Source organism: Microbacterium sp. WHRI 7836, from assembly GCF_040223885.2.
In the GTDB taxonomy this organism is placed as follows: domain Bacteria; phylum Actinomycetota; class Actinomycetes; order Actinomycetales; family Microbacteriaceae; genus Microbacterium; species Microbacterium oxydans.
This window is the reverse complement of the sequence record NZ_CP168171.1, coordinates 131,009-152,561: the sequence shown is the minus strand read 5'-3', so window position 1 is coordinate 152,561 and position 21,553 is coordinate 131,009. Positions and strand designations below refer to the sequence as shown.

Annotated in this window: 21 protein-coding genes; 7 read left to right on the top strand and 14 right to left on the bottom strand. The window is 68.9% G+C overall.

The features are described 5' to 3' along the window. Positions 1-3 precede the first annotated feature (3 nt). Together ABRP18_RS00750 and ABRP18_RS00745 are read left to right on the top strand one after the other, a co-directional pair. A complete protein-coding gene (locus ABRP18_RS00750) occupies positions 4-1,572 on the top strand; it encodes a S8/S53 family peptidase (RefSeq protein ID WP_349885255.1) in 1,569 nt (522 codons plus the stop codon). 214 nt (positions 1,573-1,786) lie between these two features. Next, a complete protein-coding gene (locus ABRP18_RS00745) occupies positions 1,787-4,237 on the top strand; it encodes a CHAT domain-containing protein (protein WP_349885254.1) in 2,451 nt (816 codons plus the stop codon). 258 nt (positions 4,238-4,495) lie between these two features. On the opposite strand, the gene ABRP18_RS00740 is transcribed toward ABRP18_RS00745, so the two are convergent. The 6 genes from ABRP18_RS00740 to ABRP18_RS00715 are packed head-to-tail and all read right to left on the bottom strand — an operon-like array spanning position 4,496 to position 9,454. Next, entirely contained in the window at positions 4,496-4,939 is a 444-nt protein-coding gene (locus ABRP18_RS00740) for a type II toxin-antitoxin system PemK/MazF family toxin (RefSeq protein ID WP_349885253.1), read from the bottom strand. A gap of 33 nt (positions 4,940-4,972) precedes the next feature. Beyond that, positions 4,973-5,749 (bottom strand): DeoR/GlpR family DNA-binding transcription regulator, encoded by a 777-nt coding sequence (locus tag ABRP18_RS00735; RefSeq protein ID WP_058630848.1) that lies wholly within the window; start codon positions 5,747-5,749, stop codon positions 4,973-4,975. Next, on the bottom strand, positions 5,749-6,603 hold the full coding sequence (locus tag ABRP18_RS00730) for a class II fructose-bisphosphate aldolase (RefSeq protein WP_113681734.1): 855 nt from the start codon (positions 6,601-6,603) through the stop codon (positions 5,749-5,751). Before ABRP18_RS00730 ends, ABRP18_RS00735 begins: the two co-directional genes overlap by 1 nt. Then, positions 6,600-7,544: a 1-phosphofructokinase family hexose kinase gene (locus ABRP18_RS00725; RefSeq protein ID WP_179516407.1), complete on the bottom strand. Its 945-nt coding sequence runs from the start codon at positions 7,542-7,544 to the stop codon at positions 6,600-6,602. The genes ABRP18_RS00730 and ABRP18_RS00725 overlap by 4 nt, the downstream gene beginning before the upstream one ends. Then, positions 7,541-8,533, bottom strand: coding sequence for an ROK family protein (locus ABRP18_RS00720; protein WP_197429162.1), 993 nt, complete (start codon positions 8,531-8,533; stop codon positions 7,541-7,543). Before ABRP18_RS00720 ends, ABRP18_RS00725 begins: the two co-directional genes overlap by 4 nt. A 24-nt stretch (positions 8,534-8,557) precedes the next feature. Beyond that, positions 8,558-9,454 carry a sugar isomerase gene (locus ABRP18_RS00715; RefSeq protein ID WP_349885252.1) on the bottom strand — a complete coding sequence of 299 codons (897 nt, stop codon included), beginning with the start codon at positions 9,452-9,454 and terminating at the stop codon, positions 8,558-8,560. A gap of 292 nt (positions 9,455-9,746) precedes the next feature. Here ABRP18_RS00715 and ABRP18_RS00710 point away from each other — a divergent pair, with 292 nt between their 5' ends. Genes ABRP18_RS00710 through ABRP18_RS00695 form a run of 4 tightly spaced genes read left to right on the top strand, consistent with a single transcriptional unit; the run spans position 9,747 to position 13,172 of the window. After that, entirely contained in the window at positions 9,747-10,991 is a 1,245-nt protein-coding gene (locus tag ABRP18_RS00710) for an extracellular solute-binding protein (protein WP_061015807.1), read from the top strand. Positions 10,992-11,022: 31 nt separating this feature from the next. After that, positions 11,023-11,994, top strand: a complete 972-nt coding sequence (locus tag ABRP18_RS00705) for a sugar ABC transporter permease (protein WP_349885251.1) — start codon at positions 11,023-11,025, stop codon at positions 11,992-11,994. Between the two features lie 2 nt (positions 11,995-11,996). Beyond that, positions 11,997-12,926 carry a carbohydrate ABC transporter permease gene (locus ABRP18_RS00700; protein WP_171011063.1) on the top strand — a complete coding sequence of 310 codons (930 nt, stop codon included), beginning with the start codon at positions 11,997-11,999 and terminating at the stop codon, positions 12,924-12,926. 6 nt (positions 12,927-12,932) lie between these two features. Next, positions 12,933-13,172, top strand: a complete 240-nt coding sequence (locus ABRP18_RS00695; RefSeq protein ID WP_082108642.1) for a DUF2283 domain-containing protein — start codon at positions 12,933-12,935, stop codon at positions 13,170-13,172. A gap of 95 nt (positions 13,173-13,267) precedes the next feature. Here the strand turns inward: ABRP18_RS00695 and ABRP18_RS00690 are convergent, their stop codons facing one another. Beyond that, positions 13,268-14,434: an ROK family protein gene (locus tag ABRP18_RS00690; protein WP_349885250.1), complete on the bottom strand. Its 1,167-nt coding sequence runs from the start codon at positions 14,432-14,434 to the stop codon at positions 13,268-13,270. A gap of 162 nt (positions 14,435-14,596) precedes the next feature. Continuing rightward, positions 14,597-14,896: a chorismate mutase gene (locus ABRP18_RS00685; RefSeq protein WP_021200128.1), complete on the bottom strand. Its 300-nt coding sequence runs from the start codon at positions 14,894-14,896 to the stop codon at positions 14,597-14,599. A 63-nt stretch (positions 14,897-14,959) separates the two neighbouring features. Between ABRP18_RS00685 and ABRP18_RS00680 the strand changes: the two genes are divergently transcribed. After that, the gene (locus ABRP18_RS00680; protein ID WP_141368077.1) at positions 14,960-16,192 is read left to right on the top strand and encodes an AI-2E family transporter; all 1,233 of its coding nucleotides are present in this window, start codon (positions 14,960-14,962) and stop codon (positions 16,190-16,192) included. Positions 16,193-16,254: 62 nt separating this feature from the next. Here ABRP18_RS00680 and ABRP18_RS00675 read toward each other — a convergent pair whose 3' ends face one another. The 6 genes from ABRP18_RS00675 to ABRP18_RS00650 all read right to left on the bottom strand — a co-directional run bounded on the left by ABRP18_RS00675 (position 16,255) and on the right by ABRP18_RS00650 (position 21,527). After that, positions 16,255-17,169, bottom strand: coding sequence for an ABC transporter substrate-binding protein (locus ABRP18_RS00675; RefSeq protein ID WP_113681708.1), 915 nt, complete (start codon positions 17,167-17,169; stop codon positions 16,255-16,257). An 82-nt stretch (positions 17,170-17,251) separates the two neighbouring features. Next, on the bottom strand, positions 17,252-17,977 hold the full coding sequence (locus tag ABRP18_RS00670; RefSeq protein WP_141368079.1) for an ABC transporter permease: 726 nt from the start codon (positions 17,975-17,977) through the stop codon (positions 17,252-17,254). After that, positions 17,974-18,657, bottom strand: coding sequence for an ABC transporter permease (locus tag ABRP18_RS00665; protein WP_061015815.1), 684 nt, complete (start codon positions 18,655-18,657; stop codon positions 17,974-17,976). The genes ABRP18_RS00670 and ABRP18_RS00665 overlap by 4 nt, the downstream gene beginning before the upstream one ends. Beyond that, complete coding sequence (locus tag ABRP18_RS00660) at positions 18,654-19,526, bottom strand: ATP-binding cassette domain-containing protein (RefSeq protein WP_349885249.1); 873 nt, start codon at positions 19,524-19,526, stop codon at positions 18,654-18,656. The genes ABRP18_RS00665 and ABRP18_RS00660 overlap by 4 nt, the downstream gene beginning before the upstream one ends. Positions 19,527-19,626: 100 nt before the next feature. Beyond that, the gene (locus ABRP18_RS00655) at positions 19,627-19,929 is read right to left on the bottom strand and encodes a DUF427 domain-containing protein (protein ID WP_061015819.1); all 303 of its coding nucleotides are present in this window, start codon (positions 19,927-19,929) and stop codon (positions 19,627-19,629) included. Positions 19,930-20,090: 161 nt separating this feature from the next. Then, positions 20,091-21,527 (bottom strand): NAD(P)/FAD-dependent oxidoreductase, encoded by a 1,437-nt coding sequence (locus ABRP18_RS00650; protein WP_349885248.1) that lies wholly within the window; start codon positions 21,525-21,527, stop codon positions 20,091-20,093. Positions 21,528-21,553 lie beyond the last annotated feature (26 nt).

Sequence of the window (21,553 nt, the reverse complement as noted above, 5' to 3'; positions counted from 1 at the left end):
CGCATGGATCAGCCCAAGGGATGGACCTGGCAGGACCGCGCGGAGGGATCGATCCGACGGGGCACGGCGCTCGACCCGAGCACGGAGCCGGTGGACGGTATCCGTGCGTTTCCGACGGCGTACCTGCCGGAACGCCTGCTGATCACCCGCGCTCTCGGCGATGAGGAGGCCTACGACCGGGAGGTGCGCACGCTCCGCGACGCGGCGGACACGTTCGGCTGGCAGCTCGAGATCGAGGACGACACCCGCTCAGCGGTCGACGGCGAACTCGTGCCGGGAGTTCCCGGTTTCCTGCGCGCACGGCTGCGCACGCCGGACGAGCCGGTGCGCGGTGAATCGCCCGTCGCACCGGATGCCTGGCGCGTACTCCAGCGCGCACGCCGCATGTCCCGCTCGACGATGCCGCGCACGAGCCTCGACCACGTGCTCTCCATCGATCCGGTCGGGCTCAATCCGTTCACCAGGACGAACCCGTTCACCCGCACCAATCCGTTCACCCGCACCAACCCGGTGCGCGGTGCGGGTGGCGCCGGCGGCAGCGACGACTACCTCGAGCCCGGACGCGGAGCACGACAGCCGGTGACCTGGTTGGGGCCTGCGCCCGTGCGCGGTCCCAGCCCCAAGCGCGGACGACGACCCGTCGTCGCTGTCCTCGACACCGGCTGCGGCGAGCACGCCTGGCTTCCCGCTGACATCGTCACCCGCACCGTCGACCTCGACGGCGTGCCGGTCGGGCTGACCGATGACGCCGATCCGGAGCGCTATCCCGACCTGTACGGGCAGCTCGACGGGGAGATCGACGCGGTCGCGGGACACGGCACCTTCATCGCGGGCATCGTCCGACAGGCGGCTCCGGACGCCGACATCCTCTCGATCCGGGTCGCGGGGGCGCTCGGCGTCGTGGACGAGAGCACGCTCCTCGAGACGGTCGCCCAGGTCGTGACGCTGCTGGCGCGCCACCGCGAGAACCCGAAGACGGGCTTCCCGATCGATGTGCTGAACCTGTCGCTCAGCTACTACCACGAGACGCCGACCGACGGACTGTTCAGCCTCACGCTCTACCAGCTGCTCGCCAAGGCACGCGAACTCGGCTGCGTCGTGGTGTGCTCCGCGGGGAACGACGCGATCGATCGCCCCTCCTTCCCGGCATCCCTGTGGCCATGGCCGGGCGCGGACAACGGCATCCGCCGGGACAAGGACGCGCCGCTCGTCTCCGTCGGAGCGTTGAATCCTTCCGGCCAGTCGGTCGCCCTGTTCTCGAACATCGGTCCGTGGGTGCAGGCCTACGCACCCGGAGCGGCGGTGGTGAGCACCTCGCCCGCGTTCGTGGGAGGCACGCAGGCGGCGACGAGGGCCGACGTCGAGGGTCTGCGCCGCGAGACGATCGACCCCGACGATTACCGCGGGGGCTTCGCGGTGTGGAGTGGTACGTCGTTCTCGGCACCGTATGTCGCGGCGCGGGTCGCCGCGCAGCTCGGTACGGTGCCGGTCGGCGGAGCGACCCCCAGCGCTGCGGCGAAGGCGGTCGCCGCCGTCCTGAAGTCGCTGCCGAGCCCGATCGATCCCGTCTGACGCACCCCCGGGACGAGCCGTCCGTACCGATACGGGCGGCTCGTCCTGGTGCCGGGCGGCTGCCCCGGGGCGCCCGGCGGTGCACCTGCAGGACGAATGCACGAATGCCGGATCAGGACGCGGCGCGTCATCCGACGAATGAACTTTCTCCCGGCGGGTGTCGCGCTCGATCCGCGCTCTTCCCCGCAGCCCTGGAGCACGGCATCCTGGAGGGATGCCCCTGTCCGCGATCGAGCTGCACCGGCGCGGAGTCGAGGCGGCGAACGCCCGGCGGTTCGCGCAGGCGCGGCGCGCCCTCGGCGCGGCGTCCGTCCGCGCCGACGACCCCGATCTCCGCGCACGCATCGACGGCACGGTCGCCTACGTCCTCGCGCAGACGGGGGAGCCGGCAGCCGCCGAACAGCTGTGCCGCGAAGCGCTCGGCCGGCCCGGTCTGCGGAGCGAGACCATCGCGGTGCTCAGCGGACAGCTCGGCACACTGCTCATGCACGGTGGTCGGCTGGCCGAGGCGGAGATCGAACTCAGCCGTGCGATCGACACGATCAGCGCGATCGGAGACGAGACCATCGAGCTCGCCAACTGCCTGATGAACCGCTCGGTGGTACGGATGCAGCAGCGCGAACTCGAGACCTGCATCGAGGATCTGCAGCGTGCGGTGGCCGTGTACGAGGCGAACGACGACGAGGAGCCACTCGCCGAGGCCAGGCACAACCTCGGGTACGCGGCCCTGCTCGGAGGAGACCTCGTCACCGCGCTCACGCTCATGACACGTTCCCGCCCGACGCTCGCCGCGATCAGCGATCTCGCTGCAGCCATCAGCGACCTCGATCGCGCGGAGGTGCTGCGCGACGCGGGACTCACGACCGAGGCCGAAGCACTCCTCGAGCAGGTCGCCGCCCAGTTCGGTACCCAACGGATGCGACAGGCCAGAGGCGAGTCGGAGTTCCATCTGGCTCGCTCTCTCCTGCGTCATGATTTTGCCGCAGCCGAACGCGCAGCACGCACCGCGGCGCGACGCTTCACCGCGCTCGCGAACGACGGGTGGGCGGCCCGGGCAGAGGCGGTGCGGCTGGAGGCGCAGCAGCGAGCGAAGCCGCATCTCCGCATCGACGACGCGGCGTTCGCGCGGACGGCGAAAGCCCTCGAACGGAGCGGCTTCCACACCGAGGCCACGGGGCTGCGGCTGAGTGCACGCCGTGATGGCTCCGGCCGCCTGCCGCGAATCGCCGACACCGCCCCGACACCGCTGCGCATCCGCGCCCAGGAGGTGCGTGCCGCGCGCGCCGCGGCTGCCGGCCGTGACCGCGACGCCCTGCGCGCCGCCGCCGACGGCCTCGAGCTGCTCACCGCCTGGCAGCAGGCGTTCGGCGCCCTCGACCTCCAGGCCTCCGTCGCGATGCACGGCAGCGATCTGATGTTCGCGGGGCTCTCCGCTGCGGCGCGATTGCGCGACCCCGCCACGCTGTTCGAGTGGTCCGAGCGTGCGCGCCACCTCAGCCAGCAGGTCGCCCCGGTGCGACCCCCACACGATGAGTCGCTCGCGGTGGACCTGGCCGAGCTGCGGATGCTGCGCGCCGAGCTGGCCGGGGGCGACTGGACGACGGATGCCAGAGTGCGGGAACTGCGCGACAGGGTACGCGAGCGGCAGTGGGCGGCGACGGGCTCCGGCGGCACCAGAGAGCGGCTCGGGCTCGCGGAGGCGACGGCGCTGCTCGCCCCCGACCTGGCGGTCCTGTCATACATCTTCACCGGATCCGACCTGCAGGCCGTGGTCGCGACATCGGCCGGCGCGACCATCGTCGACCTGTCGTGGCGGCGGGTGCAGATGGCGCTCGACGGCCTCCGCGCCGATCTCGATATGGCCGCGCTGACGCGTGGGGGACTGATGGGCGCGGTCACCGAGCGGGCGCTCACCTCACGGCTGGCGGTCCTCGACGCGGAGCTGCTCGACCCGGTGAGGTCCGCCGCGCCGTCCGCAGCTCGCTTCGCGATCACGGTGCCCGGTGTGCTCGGCGGCGTTCCCTGGGCGATGCTCCCCGGAATCTCCGGCGTCCCCTTCACCCTCGCGACGTCGGCCTCCCGCCTGCTGGGCGTCCCCTCTCGCACGACGACGGCACCGTCGATGATCGGCTTCGCCGCCGGGCCCCGGGTAGCGCGCGCCGCCGACGAGATCGAGCGCGCGGCGGCGACCTGGCGGGGAACCGGCCGCACTCCGCGAATCCTGGTGCCTTCGGACGCGACGGTCGCCGCCGTCACCGAGCTCGCAGCGGCCACCGACGTGCTCCACATCGCGGCTCACGGCAGGCACGCGGTGGACAACCCGCTGTTCTCCGGTTTCGAGCTCGCGGACGGCGTGCTGTTCGGCTACGACGTCGACCTGATCCCGAAGGTCCCGTCGACCGTGATCCTGTCGGCGTGCGAGCTCGGGCGCTCCTCGGTGCGGTGGGGCGAAGAGGCGTTGGGCATGACGCGGGTGTGGTTGCACGCGGGTGCCGACTGCGTGATCGCCGCCCCCGTCGCCGTTCCGGATGACGTCGCGGCCGAGCTCCTCAGCGCCGTGCACACCGGCCTGTCCGAAGGTGCCGCACCGGCCGTCGCGCTCGCGCGGGCATCCGCCGAGACCGGCCTGAGCGCCCCGTTCCAGTGCCACGGCAGCGGATTCTGAAACTTTTCCTCCATTCGATGTATCAGAAGGGAGGCCGCTCGCTCCTGTTCTTCGGAAGGTGCCATGCGAAGGGCCTCGAAGGGAGAGGCGCGAGGGAGGCGCAGTCGGATCTGGGGATCATGCGCACTGGGGAGCGCGAACACGACACGGACACCATCTGCTCGAGGATGATGCGGCAGGCCGCCGCGGCACCCTCAGAGGGCCTCGACGATCTGGGGACGTCGGGGCCCTTGGGGTGTGCCGGGGGAGCGACGCTCCTCAGAGCTCGAGGAAGTCACCGAGCCAGACGCGTACCGAGGCCAGGCATTCCTCCGTGACCTCACCTGCCGTCCCCGTGAGGCGGTCGCGGGAAAGCGTGCGAGGTTGCTCGGTCATGATCCACGACGGCCGGTCCAGTCCGCTCGGCCCGTCCGCGACGACGTGATTCGGCCAGCCCCGGTCGGTCGTCGTGATCGGCAGCACGATGGCCAGCGTGGTCACGGCATCCAAGTATCCAGCCGAGGCCACGGCTTCTGCAGCATGCGATTGCTTGTCGGCCGCAGCCGTCCGTTCGATCGCATGCTTCAGCGACTGCAGTCTCCGACGGCGGTCCTCCGCGTCGGCAAGGTGAGCGAGATGCGCGCCGAGAGTGAGACCGTCACGCGCGGCCTGCTCCTTCAGCCGGTCGCGCAGGTCGTCGCTCACCTTGATCGTCGTAGTCATACTTTGAGTATGACCGCGCTCCGTGCGGCGGCGTCAGGCGACCAGCACCGCGTATCCAGCCGCGCGGAGCGCTGCGAGCACCTCGGTGTCAGCCCCGGCGTCGGTGATCACGGTCGGGAAGAGCTCGACGCCGCCGACGGTCGAGAACGCCTCGACGCCGAGCTTGCTGCCGTCGGTCACCACGACCGCTCGGCGCGCGCGTTCGGCCATCATCCGGTTCACCGCGGCCTCGCGCTCGTCCTGTGTGGTCGCACCGGCGACGGCGTCCATCCCGTTCACACCGATGAAGGCGATGTCGAGCCGCACTCCGCGCAGCAGCTGCTCCACGAACGGACCGACCAGTTCGTAGCTGCGCGAGTGGATGACGCCACCGGTGACGACCACCTTGATGTCGGGGCGCGTGGCGAGCTGGGCAGCGATGTTCACGGCATTCGTGACCACGGTGATGCCACCGCTCCCCGCGAGGTCGTCCCGTGCGGCCAAGGCAGCGGCGATCGCGGTCGTGGTCGTGCCGCCGGAGAGCCCGACCACCATGCCGGGTGCGACCAGGCCGGCGGCGGTCTGCGCGATGCTGGCCTTCTCATGCGTGCGCAGGTGGCTCTTGTAGCGGATGGGCAGTTCATAGGCGACCGTCTGCGCTACCGCACCGCCATGGGTCCGGGTGAGCAGGCGCTGCTCGGCGAGCGTGTCGAGGTCGCGACGCGTGGTCGCCGACGAAGCCTCGAACTCCTCGACGAGCTCTTCGACCGTAACCTCGCCCTTCGCAGCCAGCAGGTCGAGGATCGCGTTCAGCCGGGCGGCCCGCTTCATCAGGCCACGGCTTCCGTCGTCTGCAACGCGAACAGCCGGAGCATGCGCGCGGCTTCGTCCGCGAGGGCATCGCGGGCCGGCGCGAGGTACTTGCGGGAGTCGACCAGGCGCTCGTCCGCGTCGAGCTTCTCGCGGACGGCGCGCGTGAAGTAGCCGTTCAGGTGCGTGGAGACGTTGATCTTGGTCATGCCGGCGCGCACGGCATCGGCGATCACGGCATCCGCCACACCGGATGATCCGTGCAGCACCAGCGGCACGGGGAGAGCCTCGTGAAGGCGCCCGATCAGGTCGAGGTCGAGAGAGGCGGTGCGGTCGGTCATCGCGTGCGAAGAGCCCACCGCGACCGCGAGAGCATCCACTCCCGTCGCTGCCACGAATGCCCGCGCCTCGTCGGGGTCGGTGCGCACACCGGGCGCATGGGCTCCGTCCTTGCCCCCCACCTCGCCGAGCTCACCCTCGACGTACACGCCGGCCTCGTGCGCACGCGCCGCGACCGCCGCCGTGAGCGCCACGTTGTCGTCGTAGGGCAGCGCCCCGCCGTCGAACATGACCGAGCCGAAGCCCAGCGCGATGGCCTCGTCGACGAGCTCCGGCCGCTCGGCGTGGTCGAGGTGCACAGCCACGGGGGTCTGCGCGCGCCGTGCCACCGCGAGAGTCGCCAGGGCGATGGGTTCGAGCCCACCGTGATAGTCGGCGCAGTTCTGGGAGATCTGCAGGATGACGGGGAGCTGTGCGAGCGCGGCTGCCCGAACCAAGCCCTCCGCCGTCTCGAGATGGATCACGTTGAAAGCGCCGATGCCCGTGCCGGCAGCAGATGCCGCGGAGACGAGGTCGCGAGCGGAGACGAGGGTCACGAGGGGTCCTTCCGGAAGGATTCAGGGTCGGGGCGCGAGATGCGCAAGTGCTGTTCGAGCTCGGTCCAGCGTGAGGAGATGTCGCCCGCGAGTGGCGTGAGCACCGCGGCGGCGGACCATGCCGTGGCACGGCGGAGGATCTGCTCGGGGTCGCGCACCCCGGCGGCGTACAGCACGGCGCACGCTGCGACACCGGCATCGCCCGCACCCGTCGGGTTGCCGGAGAGCGGCTCGTCCAGGCGCGCGTGCACGAGCTCGGCCGCGGTGACGGCGAGCATGCCCTCGGCGCCGAGCGAGAGCAGCACGAGCTCCGCGCCCCTGGCGATGAGGGATCGGGCTCCGTCGACCGGGTCCGCGATGCCGGTGGCCTCGACCAGCTCGGCCGCATTCGGCTTGAGCACGCTTGCTCCGGAGTCGGCGGCGAGCAGCAGAGCAAGGCCGGAGGTATCGACGATCACCGGCACGCCGGCATCCCTTCCCACCGCGATGAGCATGGGGATCAACGACTCGGGCGCACCGGGCGGCAGACTGCCGGAAACGACGAGCACCCGGGTGCCCGCGAGCCGTTCGACCACCTCGGCGAGCAGCGCCGCCCACTCCACGTCGGTCGGATTCACGCCGCGTTCGTTGATGATCGTGGTGTCGCCGAGTGCCTCATCGACCACCGCGATGCTGCGACGGGTCTCGGCGGCGACCGGCACCAGGGCGTGCGGGACGCCGCTCGCCCGCAGCTCCTCCGCGAACTCCTCGCCGACCCGACCGCCCACGGTGGTGACCGCGAGCACCTCGGTCCCTTCGGCATGGGCCACGCGGGCGACGTTGAGCCCCTTGCCACCCGCGCGCGCCGCTCCGGGGTCCGCGCGGTGCGTTCCCCCTTCGACGAGTCGGTCGACGCGCCAGGTGAGATCGAGTGCGGGGTTGGGGGTGACGGTGAGGATCACGTGAGCTCCCGAGCTCGAAGCGCGGCACCCAGCAGACCCGCGTTGCCGGAGAGCTCGGCCGGGACCAGAGCGGGGATGCGGTGGAAGCTGAGGCGCGCGGCCAAGCGCGTGCGCAGCTCGTCGAACAGGGCGCCGCCGGCACGCGACAGCCCGCCTCCGATCACCACGGCCTCCGGCGCCACGACGGCGGTCAGCTGAGCCAGCGACATCGTCAGAGCGTCGAGTGCCGAGTTCCAGATCTCCGCAGCGGTCTCATCGCCCGCGGCCGCGCGCGCGATCACGTCCTTCGCCCCCTCGGGGGAGATTCCCGTCGCCTCCTGATAGCGACGGGCGATGGCTCCGGCCGAGGCGACGGCTTCCAGGCAGCCGCGAGCGCCGCACGCGCAGATCGGCCCGTCCGCGATCGGGGAGTGCCCGATCTCGCCCGCATATCCTCCCGCGGTGTACGGGACGCCCCCGACGAGCAGGGCACCCGCGATCCCGGTTCCGATCACGAGCACCACCGCATCGGCGTAGTCACGCGCACCGCCGAGTCGTCGCTCCGCCCAGCTCGCCGCACGCACGTCGTGATCGAACGCCACGGGGAGCCCGAGACGCTCTGCGGCCAGATCGCGCAACGGGGAGTCGTGCCATCCGAGATTGCTCGCGAACACCCCCAGCCCGGCATCCGCGTCGACGATCCCCGGGACGACGAGCCCCACGGCCTGCGGCACGACGTCAGGGTGCGCGGCGCGGAGCTCTCCCGCCAGCACCTCGAGGCGGTCGAGGAGCACCTGCGTGCGATCGCCCTCGGCGATCGGCGTGGGCGTGCGGCGCAGCCCGAGAGCCGTGCCGTCGGCATCGAACAGGGCCGACTTGATGTCGGTGCCGCCCACGTCGAACGCCAGCACGGGCGCGCCGCCGCCGAGAGTCCGCACGGCGGCGAGCTTCTCCCCTGCGGCATCCCGCTCGACGTCGGGGACGTCGGTCGTCCCGTCAGCTCGGGTCATGGTCGGCTCCGGCGGCGGGTTGCGTCATGCATCCAGAATGACGGATCGCGTGAGGTTGCGGGGCTGATCGGGGTCGAGGCCTCGGGCGACGGCCCGGTCGAGTGCGGTGCGGTGCAGGCGCACGAGGTCGGCGAGCGGGTCGATCGCCCGCTGCTCGAACCGGGCACCGGTGGCCTCGACCTGCGCCGAGAGGCCCTCGGGTGCCTCGCCGAACTGCCAGGTGACGCGGCCCGGGGCCGCGATCGCGATCGGACCGTGGCGGTAGTCCATCGACGGGTACGCCTCCGTCCATGACTGCGACGACTCGCGCAGCTTCAGCGCAGCCTCGTGGGCGAGGCCGATGGTCCAGCCGCGACCGAGGAACGTGTACTGCTCCGCGTCGCGCAGCTCGTCGTCGCCGCCCTCGGCGAGCACGGCCTCGGCGTCGGCGATGGCGCCGGAGAGGTCCTCACCGAGCGAGGCGCGGAAGAGGGCGAGGGCCGTGGTGGCGAAACGCGTCTGCACCACCGACTTCTCGTCGGCGAACGGCAGCAGCACGGCGTCGTCGACCAGCGAGACCAGCGGCGAGTCCGGGTCTCCGATCACGCCGACCGTGGGGATGCACCCCTTGATGCGCTCGACGAGCTCGAGCACCTCGCTGGTGGTCCCTGAGCGGGTCAGGGCGACGACGGCGTCATACCCGCGGTCGAGGAAGGCCTCGGATGCCGCGTACGCGTCGGTCTCGCCGTGGCCGGCGGACTCGCGCAGCGCCGCGTACGACTGCGCCATGAACCACGAGGTACCGCAGCCCACGACGGCGATCCGGGCACCGGAAGCGGGGAGCAGCGCCTGCTCGGCCTTCAGGTCTGCGGCCCGAGTCCACATCTCGGGCTGGGAGTTGAGCTCTTCGCGCATGTGTGCGCCGGGCAGCGATTCAGTCATCGAGGTGCCTTTCTGGCGATATGTTGCATACTTGTGATCGTTTCAAGCTTGATTCGATCATAGTATGGCGTCGAATCGAGTCGTCAACAGCTTTACCTTGATTTGTTTGTTCTCCTGACAAATAATCGGACAAGTTCCACCCGAGCCCCGGCTTGAACGATCGCGGTTGCCTCCCGGCGAAGCGGTCACCCACGCACTGTCGCGTGATGTGCTTGCGACTGTGCACCACACCCCCTCCCGACGCGGCCCCGCCGCCGAGGGTTCGGACATCACAGTGAGGAATGCAATACACATGAAGAAGTCACTGCGGTTCGGCGCCGCCGCCATTGCGGCCGTCGCCACGCTCTCGCTCGCTTCGTGCGGGTTCGGCGGTTCTTCCGGCGACAGCGGCGACGCGGAAGGATCCACCACGCTCGACCTCCTCGTCCCGAGCTACTCCGACGGCACCAAGGCCAACTGGGAGACCGTGATCGACGGGTTCGAGAAGGCCAACCCCGACATCAAGGTCAAGCTCGAGGTGCAGTCGTGGGACAACCTCGAGAAGGTCGTCTCCACCAAGATCCAGGCCGGCGAGGCACCGGACATCTACAACGGCGGGCCTTTCGCGGGTTTCGTCGGCGATGAGCTGCTCTACCCGACGAAGGACGTCGTCTCGGACGACACCTACTCGGACTTCCAGGAGTCGTTCCTCAAGAACGCCGAGGTCGACGGCACCGCGTACGCCCTGCCGCTGATCGCCTCGGCTCGCGCCCTGTTCGTCAACAACGCGCTCCTCTCCCAGGCCGGTGTCGAGGCGCCGACCGACTGGGACTCGCTGCTCGACGCCGCGACCAAGGTCTCCGCGCTCGGGGGCGGAGTCGCCGGATACGGCATGCCGCTCGGATCGGAAGAGGCTCAGGCCGAGGCCGCCGTGTGGCTGTGGGGCGGCGGCGGATCGTTCGGCGACGCGTCGGAGATCACGATCGACACCCCGGAGAACCTGGTCGGAGCCGAGCAGATCAAGAAGATGATCGACGCCGGCGCGACCCAGGCCGACCCCGGGTCCACCCAGCGCTCCCCGCTGATGGACATCTTCATCCAGGGCAAGATCGGCATGCAGGTCGGCCTCCCGCCGACGGTCGGCCAGATCGAGGAGAACAACCCCGACCTGGACTACTCCATCGTCCCGATCCCGACGAAGGACGGCTCGCCGTTCACGCTCGGCGTCATGGACCAGCTGATGGCGTTCCAGAACGACGACGACAAGAAGGAAGCGATCACCAAGTTCTTCGACTACTACTACTCGGCAGACGTGTACGTGCCGTGGGTGCAGGCCGAGGGCTTCCTCCCCGTCACCAAGTCCGGCGCCGAGCAGCTCTCCGGCGAGGAGGCCCTCAAGCCGTTCCTCGACGTGCTGCCCGACGCGCAGTTCTACCCGTCGACGAACCCGAAGTGGTCCGCCGCCGACGGTGCGTTCAAGTCGCTGTTCGGCCAGCTGCAGTCGAAGCCGGCGCAGGACGTGCTGACCGAGATCCAGGCACAGGTCGACGCGGGCTGAGCCCGCTGATCGGAGAGGTTCGGGTACCCGAATGAGCCAGAAGACAGAGTCCTCGAACCTCGCGGGGGCGGCGAGCAGCCGCCCCCGCACTCCGAAGACCCCGGATGCCACGCGCGGCAGGCCGGGCGGAAAGGACCTCCTCCAGGCGCTGCCCTGGATCGCACCGGCGCTGCTTCTCATCTTCGGCGTGGTGCTGTTCCCCGCCGGGGTGATGTTCTTCAACTCCACGCGCGACATCTCCCTGTCCGGCCTCGACAAGGGCTCGGTGGGCTTCGACAACTTCGTGACGGTCTTCACCTTCACCGAGTTCTGGCCGATCTTCTTCCGCACGATCGTGTGGGTGGTCGCGGTGGTGACCCTCACGGTGGTGATCTCGCTCGGTCTGGCGCAGATCCTGAACAAGGCCTTCCCCGGGCGTCAGCTCGTGCGCATGGCCGTGATCGTGCCGTGGGCCGCCTCCGTCGTGATGACGACCATGGTGTTCTACTACAGCCTCGAACCGTACTTCGGCATCTTCAACAAGTTCCTCTACGACACCGGGCTCTCCGACGACGCGGTGGGCTACGGCTGGACGAAGAACCCTGCGACGGCCTTCACCTGGTCGATCGTGATCGCGATCTTCGTGTCGCTTCCCTTCACCACGTACACGATCCTCGCCGGGCTCCAGTCGGTCCCGGCCGATGCGATCGAAGCCGCGAAGATGGACGGCGCCGGCCCCGCGCGCACCTACTGGTCGATCGTGCTGCCCCAACTGCGCAGCGCCCTGGCCGTGGCGATCCTCATCAACATCATCAACGTGTTCAACTCGCTGCCGATCCTGAAGGTGATGACCGGCTCGATCCCGGGTTACGGCGCCGACACGATCATGACCCTGATCTTCAAGTACATCGAGCTGCAGAAGAAGGTCGACGTCGCGAGCGCCCTCTCCGTGGTGGCGTTCCTCATCGTCATCGTGATCGTCGCGGCGTACGTGAAGATCGTCAAGCCCATGAAGGAGGTCTGATCATGACCGTGACCGAGACCGAGCTCGTGACCACCGCGGGAGGCCGCGGCCGCCGCACCACCCCTCCGACCCCCGGACGCAAGCGCCGCTACACCGAAGACCAGGTGACGCTGCCCCGCGTGATCCTGCGCACGGTCGCCGGGTTCCTGGTGCTCGCGATCTTCGTGCTGCCGTACCTGATCATGTTCTTCGGCTCGGTGAAGACCAAGGCGCAGATCCGGTCCGTCGATCCCACCTACCTGCCGACCGAGTGGCACTGGGAGAACTACATCTCGATGTGGTCCACCCCCGAGACGCCCCTGCCGTACAACCTGATCTCGACCATCGTCATCGCCGTGTTCGCGACGCTGCTCGTGCTGCTGGTGTCACTTCCGGCGGCGTACTACACGGCACGCTTCAAGTTCCCCGGCCGCATGGTGTTCCTGTTCCTCGTGATCGTCACACAGATGCTGCAGCCGGCCGTGCTGACCTCCGGCCTGTTCCGCCAGTTCACCGTTCTCGGACTCGGCGACACCTGGATGGCGATGATCTTCATCAACGCGGCGTTCAACCTGTCGTTCGCGGTGTGGATCATGCACTCCTTCTTCGCGGGCATCCCCAAGGAGGTCGACGAGGCCGCGCAGATCGACGGAGCCGGACGCTTCACCGTGCTGTTCAAGATCAACCTGCCGCTGGTGTGGCCGGGCATCGTCACCGCGATCGTCTTCACGTTCGTCGCGTGCTGGAACGAGTTCGCCGCCTCGCTGGTGATCCTGTCGACCGACAAGAACCAGCCGTTGTCGGTCGCCCTGACCAAGTTCGTCGGTCAGTACGAGACCAGCTGGCAGTACGTGTTCGGCGTCTCGATCGTCGCGATCCTGCCGGTGGTCATCCTGTTCATGCTCATCGAGAAGCGCCTCGTCGGCGGACTGACCGCCGGCAGCGTGAAGTGACCGCTGATGCACATCAGATATGACCCCGAAGTGGATGCCGCTTACCTCACGGTCGGGCACGAAGTGCAAGCGGGGGAATCTGTTGCACAAGTACCGGAGATTCGAAACCCTCACGGAGTGGGGGAGATCATCCTTGATTTCGATGCAGATGGGCATCTTCTCGGTGTCGAGATCCTTCAGGCATCGAAACTTCTTCGATCAGATGACCTTGATCGGGCCGAACGCATCTTGAGCGAACCTTCCTGATCACGTCTAGGTAAACCGCACGCGGGTCCACAGCAGGGTCGTCGCCGCCTCACCCCGGAGGTCGCGACGGCCCTGCCCATTTCGGAACGGGTGCCCTAGCTGCGCGGCGTGGATGCGGCGCGCAGCTGCTCCGGGTTCCACCGCACACCCAAGGCCGAGGTCAGGGCGGCCTGCGCCGCCCCGGCCGCGAGCGACGCACGAGGGTCGGCATAGCGCACCGGCACCTGGGCGGTCCCGCGAGCGGGGTACTCGGTCTCGCGGCGAACGCGTTCGAGGAAGCGGGGTCCGAGTTCCGTCGCCGGGCCGCCGATGACCACCTCGATCGGATCGAGCAGCGCGCTGATGAGCTTGACCGCCCTGGCCAGCGCACGTGCGCCCTCGTCGAGCTGCTCTTCGTCGGCCTGCGCGGCGAGCGCACGGATCTCGGACGCGTCCATGGCGTCGGAGAACTCCTCGCCCAGCATCGCACCGAGGGCGGCGGCGGACTCGAGGCATCCGCGCTGACCGCATCGGCACGCACGGGCCGCCTCGCCGAACACGACCTGCACGTGCCCGATCTCCCCCGCACGGTCGCGGGGCCCCGGTGCCAGCTCGCCGTCGAGGGTGACGGCCGCACCGACGCCGCCACCGAGGTGGATGAAGAGCCGGTAGCCGGACGGCGACTCCTCCATGCCGGCTTCGGCGATGGCCTCAGCGTCGACGTCGTTGATCAGCAGCACCGGCGCACCGAGCGCCCGCTCGAACCGCTCCGCGAGGGGCACGTTCTGCCACTTCAGCTGCACGCTCTCGAGCACCACACGTCCGTCGGTGGTGCCCGGCAGCTGCACACCGGCGGCGAGGAGTCGACCGCCGAACTCCGCTGCCACGGTGGCGACGGCATCGTCGAGGGTGCGGTCGCGGTTCTCCACGGAGTAGTTCACGCGTCGGCCGTCCACTTCGGTGCCGTCGAGCGCGACGAGGGCGATGTCGGCATGACGAGGCTGGATCACCAGCACCAGGATCACGTGGTGATCCGCGTCGACGCTCAGGGTGGTCGCCCGCTTGCCGCCGGTGCTCGCCGCCTGCTCCCCCTCCACGATCAGCCGGTTCTCGATGAGCTCGGCCACCAGTGAGGACGCGGTGGCGGCCGTCAGACCGGTCGAGCGCGCGATGCCCGCGCGCGTCTGCGTTCCCGGGTTCCGGAAGACCAGCTGCAGTGCCCGCCGCAGGTTCGCACGCCGAACGGACGCCTGGGTGTCGAGGCCGTCATCCGTGCTCAGCATGTGTTCCCGTTTCCGAGGCTCGCTCCTTGCGAGCTGTTGACAGATCGCCGCGCGATCCGTAGTCTCTCCCTAAGTTTATTCATTGAACTTAGTTGGTCAATGAACCTCAAGCTCCGGACGGGCGAGTGCTGCACACACCGTCGCCCGTCCGGCACCTCCTTCTCAGCGGCTCTCGGCCGCTTCGGTGTGGTGGCGGATGACCTCCGCGACCACGAAGTTGAACCACTTCTCCGCGAACTCCGGATCCAGGTGCGCCTCCTCGGCGAGGGCACGCAGTCGTGCGACCTGCTGCTCCTCCCGGTTCGGGTCCGACGCCGGCATCTCGTGCTCCGCTTTCAGATGCCCGACCTGCTGGGTGGCGCGGAAGCGCTCCGCCAGCATGAAGATGAGTGCGGCGTCGATGTTGTCGATGGTGGCACGAAGACGGAGCAGTTCGGCCTTCGGGTCTTCGGCGGCGGTCATGCCCCCTACTCTAGAGCCGCGTGACAACCTGGTTTCGATCCGGGCCACCGCTATCGTGAGCACATGAGCAACGAAGAGTCGCCGGAAACCGCGCCGCACGACGAGGACGCACCCGCCACCGCTCCCGCCGCGCCGACCCCCGGGCGCCGTCGGCACTCCGCATCCGACCCCGCCACCGCGGTGATCGCGTCGGCGGCCGACTCGCCTCGTCCGGTCGTGATCGAGCCGACGACACCGAGCCGCTCCTTCTGGACGCGCATCGATCGTCCGTTCGTGTTCGGGTTCCTGGTGACTCTCGGCGGCCTGGGCGCGATCGTGATCGGTCTCGCGCTGTCGAACCTGTCCACGGTGCTGATCTACATCGCACTGGCGCTGTTCGGTGCGCTCGGACTCGACCCCGCCGTGCGTTTCCTGGAGCGCCGCGGTCTCTCCCGCGTGATCTCGGTCGTCATCACGATCCTCGCGCTCATCGTCGTGTTCGCCCTGGTGATCTGGATGATCGTCCCCGTGGTGATCGATCAGATCGTGAGCTTCGTGCAGTCCGTGCCCGGCATGATCAAGGACTTCACTCACAGCGACATCTACGCGACCCTGGAAGCGCAGTTCGGCGATCAGTTCCAGGACCTCGTCGCCCAGGTGCAGTCGTTCCTGACCGACTTCGGCAACCTGGCCACGATCGGCGGCGGCGCCCTCGCCGTCGGTGCCTCGATCGCCACCAGCATCTCCGGCGCCATCGTCGTGCTCGTCCTCACGCTGTACTTCCTCGCATCGCTCCCCACCATGAAGCAGGGGATGCTGCGTCTCGCCCCGGCCCGCGACCGGGCTCGCGCCGGAGACATCGCCGACCAGATCACCGACTCGGTGGGCGGTTACGTGATGGGGATGGTGATCCTGGCGTTCTGCAACGCGACGCTGGCCTTCCTCCTGTACCTTTTCCTCGGACTGCCGTTCCCGCCGCTGATGGCGGCGATCGCCTTCTGCATCACGCTGATCCCTCTGGTCGGCTCCGTGCTGTTCTGGATCCTCGGCACCTGCCTCGCGCTGTTCACCAACCCGATCGCCGCCCTGGTCTTCGCGGCGATCTACCTCGTCTACATGCAGATCGAGGCGTACGTGATCACCCCGCGTGTGATGAACAAGGCGGTGTCGGTCCCCGGTTCGCTGGTCGTGATCGGTGCCCTGGCCGGAGGCACCCTGCTCGGTCTGCTCGGCGCCCTGGTGGCGGTGCCGGTGACCGCGTCGATCCTCATCATCATCAAACAGGTCCTCGTCCCGAAACAGGACGCCCGGATCTGACCCAGCGCGAACGACGAAGCGCCCGGACCCTGTGCGGGTCCGGGCGCTTCTGTCTGTGCGACTCAGCTGAGGTCGTTGTCGGACAGCCACTTCTTGGCGATGTCCTCCGCCGACTTCTGGTCCACCGTGCTCTGCACGTTGAGGGCGACGAGCTCTTCCGCGGTGAGCTTCTTGCTGACCGCGTTGATCACGTCGGAGATCTCGTCGGCGACGTCGCTCGATGCGATCGGCACGACGTTCGAGGCCAGGATGATGTTCTCCGGGTCTTCGAGCGCGACGATGTCCTCGGTCTGGAACGCCGGGTCGGCCGAGTAGATGTCCGCCACCTGGATCTCACCGGCGAGCAGGGACTCCAGCGTGGTCGGGCCGGTCGCGGAGAAGCCGAGGTCGACGCCGTACACCTCCTTGGCCTTCGCGGGGCCGTAGGGGCGCTGCTCGAACTCCGGTGCGGCGCCGATCGTGACCGGGGTGGTCACCTTGGAGAGGTCGCCGATCGTGGTGAGGCCGTTCTCCTCGGCGAAGCTCTTCAGCACCGTGTAGGTGTCCTGGTCGGAGGCTTCGGCGTAGTCGAGAGCGGTCAGGCCGTCGGGCAGCGCGTCCTTCAGGGCCGCGTACACGTCGTCCGGGCTCGTGGCGGTCGCGTCCTTGTCGAGGTACTCGAGCAGGTTGCCCGTGTACTCCGGGAACAGGTCGATCGCACCGGACTCGACGTCGGGCATGTAGGCGTCGCGCTGGCCGATGCTGAACTGTCGGTCGACGTCGAAGCCCGCACCCTCCAGCGCCTGGGCGTAGATCTCGGCGATGATCTCGTTCGAGTAGTAGGCCTGCGAGCCGATGACGATGGTGTCGTCGCCGGAGCTCGATCCTTCGCTCGGGGCGTCGAGCGGGTTGCTGTTCGCGCAACCGCCGAGGACGAGCACCGCGGCGAGCGCGGCTCCACCGGCGAGGGCGAGACGTGACTTCCGTGCTGTGAACATGGGACTTCCTCTTCTCTGGGACAACGGGGGTGAGGCTGTGGAACGTGTTTCGGCTGTGGTGCGTGTCAGGCGGTCGTACGCGTCAGGCGGTGGCCGGTGCCGGTGTGCCGGCGGCCGCGCGGGAGCGGCGCTTCGTGGTCGGCGCGCGCAAGCCCGCGGGAACGGCGGCGTGCTGGAGGAGGGCGAAGATCAGGTCGACGACCAGCGCGAGCACGGCCACGAGGATCGCGCCGCCGAGCACCTGGTCGAACTTGCGCAGGGGAATGCCTTGGATGATCGGCCAACCGAGGCCGCCGAGGTTCACGTACGCGGCGATGGTGACCGTGGCGATCACCTGCAGCAGGGCCGCGCGGATGCCACCGACCAGCAGCGGGAGCCCGAGGGGCACCTCGACCTTCCAGAACACCTGCCACTCGGTCATGCCCATCGAGCGCGCGGAGTCGAGCACGCGACGGTCGATGGCCTCGAGCCCGGTGTAGGCCCCGGCGAGGAGGGAGGGGATCGCGAGGAGCACGAACGTGATGATCGCGGCCTCGGGCACCCGCAGCACACCCAGGATCAGCACGAGCAGCACCATCAGGCCGAACGACGGGATGGCGCGCGCCGCACCCGAGACGGCGACGGCGATCTCGCGGCCCTTGCCGGTGTGGCCGATGAGCCACCCGAGCGGTATCGCGATGACGCCGGCGATCAGCACCGAGATCAGCGTGTAGTACATGTGCTGGCCGAACAGGACCGGCAGCGAGTAGGTGCCCACCCACCGGTCGGGGGAGAAGAGCCAGGCGAAGGCTTCCGTGAAGACGTTCATGCGGCGGCCCCCAGTGCGGCGGTCTGCTTCGCCGCGGACGGCGTCTTGGCGGCGCGGGTCCAGGGCATGAGGGCGCGGCCCAGGAGCATGAGCAGCAGGTCGATGAGGAGGGCGATCACGACGACGGCGATCACTCCGGCGAAGACCTCGGCGAGGATGCGTCGCTGCAGACCGTTGGTGAAGAGGTAGCCGAGGTTGGTCACTCCGACGAGGATGCCGACCGTGGCGAGGGAGATGGTGCTCACGGCTGCCACGCGGAGACCGGCGAGCACCACGGGACCGGCGAGGGGGAAGTCGACGGTCCAGAATCGGCGGAAGCCGCCGTATCCCATCGCGGTGGCCGACTGGCGGATGGCGGGGTCGACCGAGTCGAGGCCGTCGGACACGGCCCGCACCAGGATCGCGACCGCATAGATGGTGAGGCCGATGATGAGGTTGATCGGGCTGCGAGCGGGATACCCGGCGACGGACGGGAGGAGGATCAGCAGTGCGAGCGACGGGATCGTGTAGAGCAGCCCGGTGAGGACGATGACCGGTCCCTTCACCAGCTGGTAGCGCCAGGCGAGCCACCCGAGCGGCAGCGACAGCACGAAGCCGAGCACGATCGCGATCGCACTCTGCTGCAGGTGGATCGCGGTCAGCTCGAGGATGAGGCCGAGATTGTCGACGATCCAGTTCACGGAGCGCCCTTCGTCGCGCTCTCCTCGCTCAGGAGGGCGTCGGTCACAGCATCAGGCACATCGATGATCGACCCCTGCGTGCGGCCTTCGCCGTCGACCACCACGGTGCCGTGCGGCGTCTGCTTGAGGTGCAGAGCACGGCGTCCGCGTTCGGCGCCGATGAACGCCGAGACGAAATCGTCTGCGGGGTTCTCGATGATCTCGCTGGGGCTGCCGACCTGCACGATGCGCGCGCCCTTGTCGAGGATGACGACCTGGTCTCCGAGCAGGAACGCCTCGTCGATGTCGTGCGTGACGAACACCACCGTCTTGTCGAGCTCATGCTGCAGCCGCAGGGTCTCCTGCTGCAGGTCGGCCCGCACGATGGGGTCGACCGCGCCGAAGGGCTCATCCATCAGCAGGATGTTCGGGTCGGCCGCGAGGCCGCGAGCCACACCCACGCGCTGCTGCTGACCGCCCGACAGCTGGCTCGGGTACCGCTCGGCGAGTGCCTGGTCGAGACCCACCGTGTCGAGCAACTCCCGTGCGCGCTTGTGGGCGGCAGCCTTCTTCACACCGGTCAGCCGCAGCACCGTGGCGACGTTGTCGATGACCGTGAAGTGCGGCATGAGGCCGGAGTTCTGCATCACGTAGCCGATGCGTCGGCGCAGGGCCACCGGGTCACCCTGGAGCACGCTCTCGCCGTCGATCTCGACCTCGCCGGAAGTCGGCTCGACCATGCGGTTGATCATGCGGAGCAGAGTCGTCTTGCCACAGCCGGACGAGCCGACGAACACCGTGGTCTTGCGCGAGGGCAGCACGAGGCTGAAGTCGTCGACGGCGAGGGCGCCGCCGGGGAAGCGCTTGGTGACGTTGCGGAACTCGATCATGGGCTGGTCTCCAGTCGGTCGATCGATGTGCGAGCGGACGAGTCTGTGCTCTTCTGATACTTACGGGGCTCTTCAGATGCCTACGGGGCTCTTCAGATGTCTACGGGCCGACCTCGACGCGCGGATCGAAGGCCACGAACCCGGAGAAGTCCTTGCCCACCCGATCGAAGGCGGAGGGGTAGGGGTTCGGATACGACCACGCGTAGTCGGTGTGGAGCTCACCGTCGGTCTGCACCGAGTAGTACTGAGCAGCTCCCTTCCAGGGACAGGTGTAGGGCGTGGGGCTCTCGACGAGCACGCCGGGCGTGATGGACGCCGGTGGGAAGTACCAGTTCCCCTCGATGCGGGCGAGATCGCTCTCGTCAGCTTCGGCGATGACGGTTCCTGCGAGTACAGCCTTCATGGTCCTGCCTCCTCGGATGTGGGTATGAGCGTATAAGACGGGTGCGACATCGTGGGTGAGGGTTGCGCCGCGCTCGTCAATATGAGAAACAATCCGGATCCTGTTCGACGCGATCACGCGAACGGATTGCCCCTGATCGCGAGATCAAGCCCTGACGTCCATCAGGCGGAGTCGCGACCGTACCCCTCCAGCAGTCGTAGCCAGATCTCGCTGATCGTGGGGTACGACGGCACCGCGTGCCAGAGGCGGGCGATCGGCACCTCGCCGACGATCGCCACGGTCGCCGCGTGCACCAGTTCCGCCACCTCGGGTCCGACGAACGTCGCACCGATCACGACGTCGCGGTCGGTGTCGACCACGAGTCGCGCCTGGCCTTCGAATCCGTCTTCGTAGAGGCTCGCGCCGGCGACCCAGCCCAGGTCGTAGTCGACGGCCTTCACCGCGATGCCGGCCTTCGTCGCCTGAGCCTCGGTGAGCCCCACCGATCCGACCTCGGGGATCGAGAACGTGACCTGCGGGACGGCGGCCTGGTCGGCGGTCGCGACGTGACGGCCCCACGGGGCGTCGTCGACATCTTCCCCCTTGGCGCGGGCGACGATCACATCGCCGGCGGCGCGCGCCTGGTACTTGCCCTGGTGGGTGAGGAGCACGCGACCGTTGACGTCGCCGACCGCGTAGAGCCAGTCGGATCCGGGGACGCGGAGCGTGTCGTCGACGTCGATCCAGCGACCGGGTTCCAGGCCCACGACGTCGAGGCCGATGTCACCGCTGCGGGGCGAGCGACCCGTCGCGGCCAGCACCTCGGTCGCGGTGATCTCCTCGCCGCCGTCGAGGGTGATGGTCACGCCGTCCGCGCCGCGGCGCACGGATGTGGTGCCCGTGCCGGTGCGCACGTCGACACCGAGCTCCTTGAGGCCCGCGGCGACACGTTCGCCCGCGAAGGGCTCCATCCCGCCGAGCAGACCGTTGCGGGCGATCACCGTGACCTTCGAGCCGAGTGCGGCATAGGCGGTCGCCATCTCGACGGCCACGACCCCTCCGCCGATCACCACCAGGCTGTCGGGCAGCTCCTCGGCGCTGGTGGCCTCCCGGCTCGTCCACGGTGTGGCCTCGCGGAGTCCATCGATAGGCGGGATGACGGCATCCGATCCGGTGCTGATGGCGACAGCGTGCCGCGCCGTGAGCACGCGCTCCGCGCCATCGGCATCCGTCACCGTGACTTCGCGCTCACCCGTGATGCGGCCGTGGCCGCGGGCCAGGTCGATGCCGGCCGAGTCGAGCCATTTGACCTGACCGTCGTCCGACCAGTTGCTGGTGAACGAGTCGCGGCGGTCGAACACGGCCCGCACGTCGAGCTTTCCGGTCACCGCCTGGGACGAACCGCCCACGTGCTGCGCGGCACGGAGCGCCTGCGCCGACCTCAACAATGCCTTCGACGGCATACACGCCCAGTAAGAGCATTCACCCCCGACGAGCTCGCTCTCCACGATGATCGCGGTGAGCCCGCCCTGCACGGCTCGGTCGGCGACGTTCTCGCCCACCGGACCACCGCCCAACACGATCAGGTCGTACTCGTCGGTCTTCTCCGCAGCATTCATGCGTCGCACCTCTCCGTGAGCCGGTT